Source organism: Streptomyces fulvoviolaceus (assembly GCF_000718165.1).
Classification (GTDB): domain Bacteria; phylum Actinomycetota; class Actinomycetes; order Streptomycetales; family Streptomycetaceae; genus Streptomyces; species Streptomyces fulvoviolaceus.
On the sequence record NZ_JOEY01000016.1, the window covers coordinates 48,701 to 62,899 of the forward strand.

Sequence of the window (14,199 nt, forward strand, 5' to 3'; positions counted from 1 at the left end):
TGCGCGGGTGACTTCAGCCCGCAGCTCGTAGCACAGCTGCGACAATCGGGCCCGCCGCGTCGCCGCCGTGGCCGCCGCCCTGGACCAGGGCCGCCGCCGAGACGTCGTTGCGGAAGCCCGTGAACCAGCTGTCGGACACCGCGTTCCCGTCGACCTCGGCGGAACCGGTCTTCGCACCGATGTCCCCGCCGAGCCCGGCCATCGCCTTCGCGGCGGTGCCCTGGGTCGCGGTCAGCCGCATCATCTGCTTGAGCTGGGAGGCCGTGTTGTACGGCAGCCCCTTCGCGGTGGCCAGTTGGCGGTCGTCGAGCTTCGGTGAGACCAGGTAGGGCTGGCGGAAAGCGCCGGTGATGGCGGTGGCCGTCACCGAGGCCATGTTCAGCGGGTTCATCTGGACCTGGCCCTGGCCGATCGCGCCCGCCGCGCGGTCCGGGCCGCTGACGGCGGGGACCTTGCCGTCGAAGGAGACGATGCCCGTCTGCCAGTCGTGGTTGATCCCGAACCGTTCCTCGGCCTCCTTCGTCAACGACTCGTCCGTGAGCGGCTTCTCGTCGATGAGCTTGATGAAGGCCGTGTTGCAGGAGCGCATGAAGCTGTTGGCGAGCGTGGCGTTCAGGTTGGGCTGCATGCCCGTGAGGTTCCTGAAGGTCTGGCCCTGCCACACGGCGTCTTCGGTGCAGGGCGCCGGGCCGTTCATCGAGGTCACGCCGTTGTCGATGAGCATCGCGGCGGTGATGATCTTCATGGTGGAGCCGGGGGCGACCGTGCCCTCGAACGCCGCGTTGAAGGCGTCCTTGCGGTTGTTCGCCACCGCCAGCACCTCGCCGGTGCTGGGCTTGACGGCGACGACCGAGGACTGGTCGTACAGCTTCACCGCCTTCTCGGCGGCCGCCTGCGCGGTGGCGCTGAGCGTCGTCTCCAACTTGCCCGCCTTGCCCTTGGCCAGGGTCAGCAGCGAGGTCTCGGCCACGCCCTCGGTCTGGTGGCGGATCGACAGCTCGATGCCGGGGGTGCCGCCCGCCTGCTCGCCGTACTTGGCGCGCAGGGCGTCGAGGACCGGTCCGAGGGACGGGTACTTCGCCTTCGTCAGCACGACGCCGTCGCGGTCCACCGCCTCGATCGGCGGGTTCGCCGACTCCTCGGTGACGAGCGTGTCGCCGGTCTGCAGTTCGGGATGGACGACCGACGGCTTCCAGTCGACCAGCGCGCGCCCCGTGGTCACCCCGCGCACGACGGTCAGTCGGCTCTTGTACGACAGTGGCTTGGACTTGCCCGCGTACTTCACCGTGGCCTTCACGCCGTAGGGCACGGTGTCGCCCGTCGCCGTCCCGGGTGTGATCCGCACGTCGGTGATGTGCGCGGTGTCGCTGTACGCCGTCAACAGCTGCTCGGCCACGGTGCTGTTGTTCGTGTACGACGCCGCACTCGCCGCCTCGCCCTTCTCCCAGGCCGCGAAGAACTTCTTGCTCGTCTCCGCGACCTCGTCCTTGCTCGGCGGCCCGCTTCTCTTCGCGTCCGACGATCCCGCGGCGCCCGTTCCCCCGTCGCCGTTCAGCGCGGACACGATGTTGTACGCGCCGTACCCGGCACCGCCTACCATCACGGCGAACGCCGTGCTGATGACGGCGACCTTTACCCCCCTGGCCATAACGCGGTCCCCTCCCGTTTTCCCCGTTGGCTGTGGGCAGCCTAAGCGGGAGGTGTGACAAGAGGGGCGGGAGTTTCCTCTTTCGTTAGACCCAGGTATCCAGCCACATACGTGAACGCCAGTTGTCGATCGGGATCGACGTCCCCGTATACAGCGGCCAGAAATAAATGAAGTTCCAGGCGATCAGCAGAACCAGCACGCCGGCCGCGGTCGCGCCCGCGACGCGGCGGGCGTCGCTGGATTTCGGTGGGCCGATGATGGAGCCGATGAGCATGGCGAGAGCCAGGCAGAGGAAGGGGACGAAGACGATCGTGTAGAAGTAGAAGATCGTCCGTTCCTGGTAGTTGAACCAGGGGAGGTAGCCGGCCGCGATACCGCAGGCGATCGCGCCCGCGCGCCAGTCGCGGCGGAAGAACCAGCGCCACAGGACGTAGAGGATCGCGAAGCCGGCCGCCCACCACAGCAGGGGGGTGCCGATCGCGAGGACCTCGCGGGCGCACTTCTCGCCCGCGTCCGCGGGGCAGCCGTCGGCGCCGGGCGAGGGGGACTCGTAGAAGAACGAGACCGGGCGGCCGTCGACGATCCAGCTCCACGGGTTCGACTGGTAGGTGTGCGGCGAGGAGAGGCCGACGTTGAACTTGTAGACCTCGTGCTCGTAGTGCCACAGGCTGCGCCACCAGTCGGGGAAGAGCCAGGTCCAGCTGCCGCCCTTGCCGTCGGTCGCGGCCCAGTTGCGGTAGTAGCCGCCGCTGCCGTTCGCGGGGGAGAGGATCCAGCCGATCCACGAGGTGAAGTACGTGAGGATCGCGACCGGGACGGTGGAGAGGAACGCGAGGCCCAGGTCGTACTTGAACACCGCCTCGTACGGGTGGCGGGCGCCCGCGACCTTGCGGGAGCCGGCGTCCCACAGCACCGTCAGGATGCCGAAGGCGACCAGGAAGAACAGGCCGTTCCACTTGGTGCCCATGGCGAGGCCCAGCATCAGGCCCGCCAGCCAGCGATAGGGGCGCCAGCCGAGCCGGAGGGTGTCGGCGATGTGCGCGTCGGGGCGGACCAGGCCGTTCGCGTCGGCCGGGAGCGCGGCCGCGAGTTTCTCGCGCGCCCGGTCGCGGTCGATCACCAGGCAGGCGAACGCGGCCAGCACGAAGAACATCAGCACGCCGTCGAGCAGCGCGGTGCGGGCCATCACGAAGGCCAGGCCGTCCACGGTCATCAGCGCGCCGGCCAGGCAGCCGAGGAAGGTCGAGCGGAACATACGGCGGCCGATGCGGCACACGATGAGGATCGACAGCGTGCCCAGCAGCGCCGTCATGAACCGCCAGCCGAACGGGTTGAATCCGAACATCAGCTCGCCGAGCCCGATGACGTACTTGCCGACCGGCGGATGCACGACGTAGGACGCGTCCGTCGGGATCGGGACGTTGCCGTTCGAGGAGAGGATCAGCTTGTCGATGTCCTTGGGCCAGCTGACCTCGTAGCCGCGGTGGACGAGCGCCCACGCGTCCTTGGCGTAGTACGTCTCGTCGAATATCACCGCCTTCGGGCTGCCCAGGTTCCAGAACCGCATCACGCCGGCCATCAGCGTCACCAGCAGCGGACCGCCCCAGCCCGACCAGCGGGTGATGCGCTCCGCGAGCGCCTGCGGAACGCCGAGCACCTGCCACATGCGCGGGCTGGGCTCGACATACGGCGGCACCAGGCGGTCGCGCACGTCGCTTCTGGGCTCCGCCGTGTAGCCGAATCGGCGCAGCCTCTGCTGCCACGACGGCCGCCGGTCCTGGGGGGCCTGGTCCTGCCGGGTGTCCGTGGAGGACGCGGTACTGGTCACCGCGCCATCGTAGGGAACGGCGCTGTGTGAGTCCCGTGCTTGGGTCCCTGCGAGGATAGAAACGTGACAGTTGCGCCCGGAACCCTGGTCCTTGCCGGTACTCCCATCGGCGACGTCGCCGACGCCCCGCCCCGGCTCGCCGAGGAGCTGGCCGGGGCCGACGTCGTCGCCGCCGAGGACACGCGGCGGCTGCGGCGGCTGACGCAGGCGCTCGGTGTGACGCCCAAGGGGCGGGTCGTGTCGTACTTCGAGGGCAACGAGGCTGCCCGTACGCCCGAGTTGGTCGAGGCACTCGTGGGCGGCGCGCGCGTGCTGCTCGTGACCGACGCCGGGATGCCGTCGGTGTCGGACCCCGGCTACCGGCTGGTCGCCGCCGCGGTGGAGAAGGACATCCGGGTCACCGCCGTGCCGGGACCGTCCGCCGTGCTCACCGCGCTGGCGCTGTCCGGGCTGCCCGTCGACCGGTTCTGCTTCGAGGGGTTCCTGCCGCGCAAGGCGGGGGAGCGGCTGACCCGGCTGCGGGAGGTCGGTCAGGAGCGGCGGACTCTCGTGTACTTCGAGGCTCCCCACCGGCTCGACGACACCCTTGCCGCGATGGCCGAGGTGTTCGGGGCCGAGCGGCGGGCCGCCGTGTGCCGGGAACTGACCAAGACGTACGAAGAGGTCAAGCGGGGCGGGCTGGGGGAGCTGGCCGCGTGGGCTGCCGAGGGCGTGCGCGGGGAGATCACCGTCGTCGTCGAGGGGGCGCCGGAGCGCGGTGCCGAGGAGCTCGACGCCGCTGAGCTGGTGCGACGGGTACGCGTGCGTGAGGACGCGGGGGAGCGGCGCAAGGAGGCGATCGCCGCGGTGGCCGCCGAGGCGGGGCTGCCGAAGCGGCAGGTGTTCGACGCGGTTGTGGCTGCGAAGAACGCCGCTTCGGGGAGTGTTTCGTGAGGTGTCCGTGACGTGCCCGTGAACTGCGCCACACCCCCTCTGAGCAGGGCGCATATCGTCTGAGCGCGCGCCCCACGGGCAGGCAAAGGACAGTGGCGAAAGGCAAAGCGCAGCCCCTGCCCCAGAGGCCGGTATGGCAAGGAAAGTCCAAATGGGACCCAACACTCGACAGGGCTGATGCATTCGCTCCGGCAGAGGCGTCCACTGGTTGAAGGGACGCACCCGTCCCTGTGTCCAGCGGACCAGAGGAGCTGGCATGAGCGAGATCGCAGGGCAGACCGCCGCACTGCGCAGTGGCGCCGACGCCGTCGTCCACGAGTCGTATTCCTTCGCCTGCATGCGTTGCGGGCACGGCTGGGAGCAGTCGTACGAGATCGAGCACCACCGGGACGCCGACGGCCACGAGTTCGTGATGTACGTGGCGAACGGCCAGGTCGTCCCCTCCCCGCTGAGCCGGCCCGCGTGCCTCAACTGCGACGGCCATGTCGTGCGCATCATGCGTGCGGGCCAGGTGTCGTCGGTGCTCGACGCGGCGCAGCGGCAGCATCGCCGGACGCCGTCCGCCGAGGCGCCGGAGGTGCCCGAGCAGGCCGGGGAACGCCACCACTGGCATCTGTCCGATCTCCTGCACCCGTTCCACCGCAAGGCGAGCTGAGCCCTCTCCCTCCCCCCGGTAGGAAGGCATGCCCCTTTCGTAGGATCGGGGCATGCCTTCCTCCAGCGAGAAGAACGCGGCGCCGCCGCTCCCGGAACCTCTCCGGGTACCGGTCGCCGACTCCCACACCCACCTGGACATGCAGTCCGGCACGGTGGAGGAGGGGCTCGCGAAAGCCGCGTCGGTCGGTGTCACGACGGTCGTCCAGGTGGGCTGCGACGTCCGCGGCTCGCAGTGGGCCGCGGAGACGGCGGCCGCCCACGAGAGCGTCCACGCGACCGTCGCCCTGCACCCCAACGAAGCCCCGCGCATCGTCCACGGCGACCCCGACGGCTGGTCCCGGCAGGGCGCGCGGCAACCGGGGGGCGCGGGGGCACTCGACGAGGCGCTCGCCGAGATCGACCGCCTGGCCGCGCTCCCCCAGGTCAAGGGCGTCGGCGAGACCGGCCTCGACTACTTCCGCACCGGGCCCGAGGGCAAGGAGGCGCAGGAGGGCTCCTTCCGCGCCCACATCGAGATCGCCAAGCGGCACGGCAAGGCCCTCGTCATCCACGACCGCGACGCCCACGCCGACGTGCTGCGGGTGTTGAAGGAGGAGGGTGCCCCCGAGCGCACCGTCTTCCACTGCTACTCCGGCGACGCCGAGATGGCGGAGATCTGCGCCCGCGCCGGATACTTCATGTCCTTCGCCGGCAACGTCACCTTCAAGAACGCCCAGAACCTGCGGGACGCGGTGGCCGTCGCCCCGCTGGAACTGCTCCTCGTGGAGACCGACGCGCCCTTCCTGACGCCGGCGCCGTACCGCGGACGGCCCAACGCCCCTTATCTCATTCCGGTCACGGTGCGCGCCCTGGCCGCCGTGCGCGGCATCGACGAGGACGCGCTGGCGTCGGCACTCGCGGCCAACACGGCACGCGCGTTCGGCTACTGACCCGTTGCCGATCCGTTATTGACCAGCTCGAACACCACTCTGGGTAGCCGCGTCGCCTTGGTGAGTGACGATCGCTCCGCTAGGTTCTGGACCCCTCTGGACCCTCCGGCCCCTGGAGCGTGTCGGCGTGAGCAACTCGCAGTACCAGACGTTCGAGGCGTACGGCCCGAGTGAGCCGTACGCCGAACCGCACACAGATCTGCACGGTGCCGAGACGCTGGCCTACGGCGTGTACGCGGCGCCGACGTCGTACGACGACACGTACCGGCCTGCCTACGAGGCGCAGCCGGCGCCCGCGCCCGTTGTGCCGGATCCCGTTGCGCGCGCTGGAGTGGACCGGCGTGCCACGCGTCGGCGCAAGGCGCGAGGTGGGGAGCGCTCGGACGGTGCCATGCGCCGTCTGCTCCCGCAGGCGCTGGTCGTCGCCTTCCTCGCCGGCGGTACCACCGCCTTCGTCGCCAAGGACAAGGCGATCGAGCTGAGCGTCGACGGCAAGCCGCGCACCCTGCACACCTTCGCGGACGACGTGACCGAGCTGCTCGCGGAGGAGGGCGTGGAGGTCGGGGCGCACGACGTGGTCGCGCCCGCCCCCGGCGAGGCGCTCGCCAGCGGCGACGAGGTCGCCGTGCGCTACGGGCGCCCCGTACGGCTCACGCTGGACGGTCAGCGGCGCGAGGTGTGGACCACGGCGGACACGGTGGACGGGGCGCTCGAACAGCTGAGGGTGCGTGCGGAGGGCGCGTACGTGTCCACCTCGCGCTCCCGGCGCATCGGGCGCGAGGGGCTCGCGCTGGACGTGCGCACCGAGCGCTCGGTGACGATCATGGCGGACGGCCGGGCGCGCACGATCCGCACCAACGCGGCGACCGTGCGCGAGGTCGTGGAGGAGGCCGGGATCACCCTGCGCGGACAGGACGCCACCTCCGTCGCGCCCGGCAGCTTCCCGCGCGACGGGCAGACCGTCACCGTGCTGCGGATCACCGGGACCAAGGAGGTCCGCGAGGAGTCGATCCCGTTCAACGAGGAGCGGACGGAGGACCCTTCCCTGTTCCGGGGCACGGAGCTCGTCGAGCGGGCGGGACAGCCGGGGCTGCGCCGGGTCACGTACTCCCTGCGCACGGTCAACGGCGTCAAGCAGAAGCCGCGCCGACTCAGGACCGAGGTCGTGCGGGAGCCCCGCACGCAGGTCGTGAAGGTGGGCACGATGCCGCTGCCGACCTCGGTGCAGGGGGCGGACGACCTGAACTGGCAGGGGCTGGCCACGTGCGAGTCCGGCGGCCGGCCGGGTGCCGTCGACCCGTCCGGGACGTACGGCGGGCTCTACCAGTTCGACACGCAGACCTGGCAGAGCCTCGGCGGCAAGGGGCGCCCGCAGGACGCGTCGGCTGCGGAACAGACGTTCCGGGCGAAGAAGCTGTACGTGCGGCGCGGGGCGAGCCCGTGGCCGCACTGCGGGACGCGGTTGCACGGGTGAGGGCGGGCCGCGGGGCACGGTCGTAGGTCTGAGGGCGGGCCGCGGGACGCTGTCGTGGGTCTGAGGGCGGGCTGCGTCGGCGCGGGCGGCCCCGGCGGGCCCGTACCCTTGTGGCCGTGAGCAGCAGCCCCAGCCCCGACGCCCTTCTGGGCCCCGCCGACGTCCGTGAGCTGGCGGCGGCTCTCGGCGTACGCCCCACCAAGCAGCGCGGCCAGAACTTCGTGATCGACGCGAACACGGTCCGCCGTATCGTCCGCACCGCGGGGGTCCGGCCCGACGACGTGGTCGTCGAAGTGGGCCCGGGGCTCGGTTCGCTCACGCTGGCGCTGCTTGAGGCCGCCGACCGGGTCACCGCCGTCGAGATCGACGACGTACTCGCGTCCGCGCTGCCCGCCACCATCGCGGCGCGGATGCCGGAGCGCGCCGACCGGTTCACGCTCGTGCACTCCGACGCGATGCAGGTGACCGAGCTGCCGGGGCCCGCCCCGACCGCGCTGGTCGCGAACCTGCCGTACAACGTCGCCGTGCCGGTGCTGCTGCACATGCTGGAGACCTTCCCGAGCATCGAGCGCACCCTCGTCATGGTCCAGTCGGAGGTCGCCGACCGCCTTGCCGCGGGGCCCGGCTCCCGGGTGTACGGCGTCCCGTCCGTCAAGGCCAACTGGTACGCCGAGGTCAAGCGGGCCGGGGCCATCGGCCGCACCGTCTTCTGGCCCGCGCCGAACGTCGACAGCGGGCTGGTCTCGCTGGTCCGCAGGGCCGAGCCGCTCAAGACCACGGCCTCCCGGCGCGAGGTCTTCGCCGTCGTCGACGCGGCCTTCGCCCAGCGCCGCAAGACCCTGCGGGCCGCGCTCGCCGGATGGGCCGGGTCGGCGGCGGCGGCCGAGGCGGCCCTCGTCGCGGCGGGGGTGTCGCCGCAGGCGCGCGGGGAGGCCATCACCGTGGAGGAGTTCGCGCGGATCGCGGAGGCTGCATCATCCCGGGGGGCGACCCCCGAGCCCCCGAAGAGGCAGTCCGGCGAGAACGAGGAGCCCGGCAAGTGAGCGTCACCGTCCGCGTCCCCGCCAAGGTCAACGTCCAGCTCGCGGTGGGGGCCGCCCGGCCCGACGGGTTCCACGACCTGGCCAACGTGTTCCTCGCGGTCGGGCTCTACGACGAGGTCACCGTCACCCCCGCCGACGAACTGCGCGTCACCTGCGAGGGGCCGGACGCCGGCCAGGTCCCCCTGGACCGTACGAACCTCGCGGCGCGCGCCGCGCTGATCCTCGCCGAGCGGCGCGGCCTCGACCCCGCCGTGCACCTCCACATCGCCAAGGACATCCCGGTGGCCGGGGGCATGGCCGGCGGCAGCGCGGACGGTGCGGGTGCGCTGCTCGCGTGCGACGCGCTGTGGGGCACGGGCGCCTCCCGTGAGGAACTCCTCGACATCTGCGCCGAGTTGGGCAGCGATGTGCCGTTCAGCCTGGTGGGCGGGGCGGCGCTCGGCACCGGGCGCGGCGAGAAGCTCAGGGCTCTCGAAGTCGGCGGGACCTTCCAGTGGGTCTTCGCGATGGCCGAGCGGGGGCTGTCGACCCCGGCCGTCTTCTGGGAGTTCGACCGGCTCACCGAGGGGCTCGACGTCCCGGAGCCCGTCGCCTCCGAGGAACTCCTCGATGCCCTGGCCACGGGCGACCCGGACGCGCTTGGCTCCGCCGTCTCCAATGACCTCCAGCCTGCCGCGCTCTCCCTCTTCCCGGAGCTGGCCGACACCCTTGCGGCAGGCCGCGCCGCGGGTGCGCTTGCCGCGCTCGTCTCTGGCTCGGGGCCGACCACGGCGTTCCTCGCGCGCGACGCCGGGGCGGCGGAGAAGGTGGCGGAGGTGCTCCGTACCTCCGGTACGTGTCGGAGTGTGCGTACGGCTTCGGGGCCGGTGCAGGGGGCGACGGTGCTCGGCGGTTAGGGGCGGGTTGGTTGGGTGCCGGGCGAGTTGGTCCGGTGCTGCGGCAACTCGGTTTGGGTCGCGATATGCCGTCGTTTGGGTGCGGCGCCGTCGTGGCTGGTCGCGCAGTTCCCCGCGCCCCTGGGCGGGCTGCCGAATCGCATCTAACTTCGCGAGCCCCGCTCAGGCACCGGCTGCCTCGGCAAGTCGGTGGCGTGCCCAGGGCAAGTTGACCGGGCGCCAGGGCTGGTTAATCGCGTGCCCCAACCGGCTCCGCCCCCTAAGCTCCCCCCGGAAACGGGGGAGTTGAGCGTGGATTCACTGGTCGCGGCTGTACGGCGTGGCGATGCGGACGAGGTCAGGGCCCTGCTGGACGAGGGGGCGGATCCGGACACCCGCGCCGACGGCCTCCCGCTTCTCTGCCTGGCCGTGGCGGCGTACGACCAACCGGTCGCCGAAGCGCTGCTGGAAGGCGGGGCGGACCCGCTCCACCCCCTGCCGGACGGCGGAACGCCCTTGCTGCGGGCGGTCGACGCGGGCTCCGTGGGGATGGTCACCACGCTGCTGCCGGAACTCGTGCACCTCGCGCCCGCCGTACGGGACGGGCTGCTGGCCCGTGCCCGGCGGTGGGCCGAGAGGGGTGTGGAGGCCGAACTGCGGCGCAGGACCGGTGCGGTGGGCCCGGTCGAGCGGGTGTGGGTCGAGGACGCGTACTGGTCCTGTGCATACGAGCAGTTCACGCTCGGCGGGCTGACCGTACTGGACGGGCACGCGGGGATCCTCACCGAGCTGGAGGTGTCGTTCCGGGTGCGTACGCCCTTCGACGAGATGCTCGCGCGGGCGCTGGCGTATCCCGATGCCGACCATGCCGTCTGGGCGACGGTGGCGCTGGCCCTCGCCCGTCGGAAGGACGAGGAGACCTGGGCGGCCGCGGTCGCCCTCAGCCGTCACCCCGAGCGTCTGCACCGCCTGTTCGCCGCCGATGTGCTGCGGTGCGTGTTCCTGGTGGGGGATCCGCTGACGGGATACACCGGGTTCGAGGGGCGCGCCGCCGAGGCCTTCCTGGCGTGGGCAGCCGAGGAACGGGACCCCGAAGTGCTGGCGATGGTGCTCAACGGGCTGACCGAGGAGGAGTGCGGCCCGGAGACCGAGGCCCTGGGGCTGTCGTATCTGGCGCATCCGGATTCCCGGGTCCGCTGCATGGTGCTGCACACCCTGGAGCGGCGCGAGGACCGGCTGCTCGTCCGCCCCGAGGGCCTGGCGGCGGTCCTCACGCTGGCCCGCGACCCCGATGCCGGCGTGCGCGCGACCACCTGCGACTGGCTCGCCGAGTATCCGGGGCGGGAGCCCGGGATCGCCGATGCGCTGTTCCAACTCGTCGACGAGGAGGAACAGTTGGTGCGAATCCACGCGGTCTACGGTCTCGCCAACCGCGACGACCCGCGCTGTGTCGAGGCCGGCCGGAGGATCGGACCCGTCGACCGGACCGAGTGGACGGACACCTGGATGCTGGACGCGGTCCAGCGGTACGAGCGGCGTCGGGACGCGACCTGACAACCCCCTGACATACTCCCGACATCCGCCTGACCTGCATAAATATGCAGACGGGGTGTAACCCACGCCACAGTAATTTAATGTTCAGCAATCGCCTGTCATCAACCCTTTCGCGCCCTCTGTGCCATGGAAAGGGCTGGCATGATCCAGCCAACCCCGGCACCTCTGTTACCGGCGGTACTTCGTGCGCGCGGCCCCCGAACCGCGCGACGCGCGAGAGGAAATCCCCCCATGGGCCACATGGATCACTTCAGCGCCGGATGGGTCACCCCCGTCCTCTCCTATGCGATGGCCTGCCTCGGCTCCGCGCTCGGACTGCGCTGCACCGTCAGGGCGCTCGAGGCGGACGGCGCCTCCAAGCGGAACTGGCTGCTGCTCGCCTCCGTAGCCATCGGCTCCGGCATCTGGACCATGCACTTCGTCGCCATGCTCGGCTTCAGCGTCGAGGGCACCCCCATCCGCTACGACGTCCCGCTCACCGTGCTCAGCCTGCTGATGTCCATCGGCGTGGTCGCGGCCGGCGTCTTCACCGCCGGCTACGGGCGCTCCCGAGTGACCTCGGTCGTGTTCGGCGGCCTGGGCACCGGCGTCGGCGTCGCCGCGATGCACTACACCGGCATGGCCGCGCTCAACCTGCACGGCCAGGTCGACTACGACCCGCTGCTCGTCATCGCCTCCGTCGTGATCGCCGTCGTCGCCGCGACCGCCGCGCTCACGCTCACCCTCATCGTGCGCGGACCGGTCCTCGCGGCCGCCGCCGCGCTCGTCATGGGGCTCGCGGTCAGCAGCATGCACTACACCGCGATGTACGCCGTGAGCATCTCCCTCGCGCCCAGCAGCGCGTCCCTGTCCGGCGCCACCCCCACGGAGTTCATCTTCCCGCTGGCCGTGGTGCTCGGTTCGTTCCTGTTCCTCGCCGCCGCGTACGTCGCGCTGTCCCCCACCGGCAAGCGCGAGGAGTCCGCCGCCGCCGCGGAGCTGCTGCGCCAGGTCGAACTCGCCACGGTCTGAGCGGTTGCGCTCCGCTGGCTGTGCGGTTCTTTTGCCGCGGGCCCGGTGGAGGCTGCTCGCGCCGTTCCCCGCACCCCTGAAGGGGCGCGGTTCCGCTGCCGACTTCATCAGGTCCGCCCAGAGCCTGTCCGACGGGCCCCACGCCGACGCCGACACCGGACAACCAGCCCGGACCGTCGGCGTCGTACGCACGAACTCCCCCGAACGAGGTCCCCTATGAGCGTCACCCGTACGTCCGCCCGGCTGCGTCCCAGATCGGTCCGGGCGAAGATCGTCTCCCTGCTCATGCTGCCCATCGTGTCCCTCATGGCGCTGTGGGGATTCGCCGCCGTGACGACCGCGTCCAGCATCGGTGACACCGAGAACGCCAAGGACGTCAACTCCGAACTGCTCACCCCCGTCGGCGACTTCGTCACCGCGCTGCAGACCGAGCGGACCGCGGCGCTCAAGCGGGCTGCCGCGCCGGCGGAGTTCACCGCCGCGCGCAAGGCCACCGATGAGGCCTCCGCCGCTCTGCTGGACGGCATCAACGCCTCCAGCTCGGACGCGGCGCTCCTCGACGCGAGCCTGCCGGAGCGCATCGACAAGCTGAAGGCGGACACGGGTTCGCTCTCGGAGCTGCGCACCGCGGCGACCGGGAAGCCGGGGGCGGCCTCGGCGACGTACACGAAGTACACCGCGATCATCGAGCACGGTTTCTCCGTCACCGGTGCGCTCACCGGGGACCGCGGCACGGATGCCGCGTCCGAGGCGCGCGTGGTGCTCGAACTGAGCCGTGCGCGCGAGGCGGTGGCGCAGGAGCAGGCGCTGCTGGACGCCGCCGCCGCGGGCGGGGAGCTGGGCCGCGAGCAGTACGCGCTGTTCGTCGGCGCCGTGGCCACCCAGCGGGAGCTGCTGGAGCCGGCGGTCGCCGATCTGAACGTCGAGCACCGGACGGCGTACCGGAAGACCCTGGACGGCGACGGGTACGCGCGCGTGCAGGCCGTGGAGAACCAGGTGCGCAAGGCCGGTCCCGGTACGGCGGCCGTGTCCGGGTCCGCCCTCGCGGGCTGGGAGACCTCGTCCGCCGCCGTGCTCAAGGGGCTGACCTCCGCCGAGTCGGCGGCCGGTACGGGCGCCACGGCCAAGGCCAACCCGTTCGGCTGGGACACGCTCGGCGCCTCCGGGGTCGCGGTGGTGCTCGGTCTGGTCGGCGTGCTGCTGTCGCTGCTCGTGTCCGTCCTCGTCGGCCGCGGCCTCATCGTCGAACTCCTCGACCTGCGCAACTCCGCCCTGGAGGTGGCCGGTCGGCGTCTGCCGCAGGCCATGCGCAAGCTGCACGCCGGACAGGGCGTCGACATCGACGCCGAGGCCCCCATGCGGCGCCTGGTCGGCGACGAACTCGCGCAGGTCGGCACCGCCCTCACCGCGGTCCAGCGGGCCGCGCTCAAGGCCGCCTCCGAGCGCGCCGAACTGCTCAGCGGGATCTCCGGGGTGTACGTCTCCCTCGCGCGCCGCAGCCAGGTGCTGCTGCACCGTCAGCTGGACCTGCTCGACGCGCTGGCGCAGCGCCAGCAGGACCCCGTGGAGCTGCAGGACCTGTACCGCGTCGACTACCTGGCCACCCGGATGCGCCGTCACTCCGAGAGCCTGCTGATCCTGTCCGGCATCGCGCCCGGCCGCGGCTGGCGGGACCCGATCCAGCTGGCGGACGTGCTGCGGGCGGCGGTCGCCGAGATCGAGAACTCGTCCCGGGTGCAGATCTGGGCCGTGCCCCGGGTGTCCGTGGTGGGCGGCTCGGTGGCCGACGTGATCCACCTGCTCGCCGAACTGGTCGAGAACGCGACGGCGTTCTCCCCGCCGAGCACCAAGGTGCAGCTGAAGGCCGCGAGGATGCGCGACGGCGTCCTCATCGAGGTCGAGGACAGCGGCTTCGGCATGAACGAGGACGCCCTCGCCGACGCCAACCGCAAGATCCAGTCCGAGAAGGTCGACCTCCTCGACGCCAAGCAGATCGGCCTGTTCGTGGTCAACCGGCTGCGCGAGCGGCAGGGTCTGCGGGTCGAGGTCCGCGCCTCGCCGAGCGGCGGCGTGACCGCGGCCGTGTTCATCCCCGAAGGGCTGATCCGGGACGACATGCCGGTGGCCGAAGAGGCGCACCGGGGACGCGGGTTGGCGCCCGCGTCCGCGCTGATCCAGCAGCAGCGGATCGCCGGCGCCTGACGCACTCCTCCGGATCTCCACATCTCCACGAGGAATTCATGTGGC

Annotated in this window: 11 protein-coding genes; 9 read left to right on the plus strand and 2 right to left on the minus strand. The window is 71.6% G+C overall.

What is annotated here, in order from left to right; genetic code table 11:
- Positions 1-13: 13 nt before the first annotated feature.
- A complete protein-coding gene (locus IG08_RS0118505; protein WP_030603255.1) occupies positions 14-1,648 on the minus strand; it encodes a penicillin-binding transpeptidase domain-containing protein in 1,635 nt (544 codons plus the stop codon).
- An 85-nt stretch (positions 1,649-1,733) separates the two neighbouring features.
- Positions 1,734-3,476, minus strand: a complete 1,743-nt coding sequence (locus tag IG08_RS0118510) for a dolichyl-phosphate-mannose--protein mannosyltransferase (RefSeq protein WP_030603258.1) — start codon at positions 3,474-3,476, stop codon at positions 1,734-1,736.
- A 63-nt stretch (positions 3,477-3,539) separates the two neighbouring features.
- Between IG08_RS0118510 and rsmI the strand changes: the two genes are divergently transcribed.
- The 9 genes from rsmI to IG08_RS0118555 all read left to right on the plus strand — a co-directional run bounded on the left by rsmI (position 3,540) and on the right by IG08_RS0118555 (position 14,154).
- A complete protein-coding gene (rsmI, locus tag IG08_RS0118515; protein WP_030603260.1) occupies positions 3,540-4,409 on the plus strand; it encodes a 16S rRNA (cytidine(1402)-2'-O)-methyltransferase in 870 nt (289 codons plus the stop codon).
- A gap of 256 nt (positions 4,410-4,665) precedes the next feature.
- Positions 4,666-5,064: a hypothetical protein gene (locus IG08_RS0118520; RefSeq protein WP_030603263.1), complete on the plus strand. Its 399-nt coding sequence runs from the start codon at positions 4,666-4,668 to the stop codon at positions 5,062-5,064.
- Between the two features lie 52 nt (positions 5,065-5,116).
- Entirely contained in the window at positions 5,117-5,995 is an 879-nt protein-coding gene (locus IG08_RS0118525; RefSeq protein ID WP_030603266.1) for a TatD family hydrolase, read from the plus strand.
- Positions 5,996-6,122: 127 nt separating this feature from the next.
- The gene (locus tag IG08_RS0118530) at positions 6,123-7,469 is read left to right on the plus strand and encodes a resuscitation-promoting factor (RefSeq protein ID WP_030603268.1); all 1,347 of its coding nucleotides are present in this window, start codon (positions 6,123-6,125) and stop codon (positions 7,467-7,469) included.
- Between the two features lie 116 nt (positions 7,470-7,585).
- Entirely contained in the window at positions 7,586-8,512 is a 927-nt protein-coding gene (gene rsmA, locus IG08_RS0118535) for a 16S rRNA (adenine(1518)-N(6)/adenine(1519)-N(6))-dimethyltransferase RsmA (protein ID WP_052424773.1), read from the plus strand.
- A complete protein-coding gene (locus IG08_RS0118540; protein WP_030603274.1) occupies positions 8,509-9,408 on the plus strand; it encodes a 4-(cytidine 5'-diphospho)-2-C-methyl-D-erythritol kinase in 900 nt (299 codons plus the stop codon). Before rsmA ends, IG08_RS0118540 begins: the two co-directional genes overlap by 4 nt.
- 291 nt (positions 9,409-9,699) lie before the next feature.
- The gene (locus tag IG08_RS0118545) at positions 9,700-10,941 is read left to right on the plus strand and encodes an ankyrin repeat domain-containing protein (RefSeq protein WP_106980978.1); all 1,242 of its coding nucleotides are present in this window, start codon (positions 9,700-9,702) and stop codon (positions 10,939-10,941) included.
- A gap of 231 nt (positions 10,942-11,172) precedes the next feature.
- A complete protein-coding gene (locus IG08_RS0118550) occupies positions 11,173-11,952 on the plus strand; it encodes an MHYT domain-containing protein (RefSeq protein WP_030603278.1) in 780 nt (259 codons plus the stop codon).
- A gap of 216 nt (positions 11,953-12,168) precedes the next feature.
- Entirely contained in the window at positions 12,169-14,154 is a 1,986-nt protein-coding gene (locus IG08_RS0118555) for a sensor histidine kinase (RefSeq protein ID WP_030603281.1), read from the plus strand.
- Positions 14,155-14,199 lie beyond the last annotated feature (45 nt).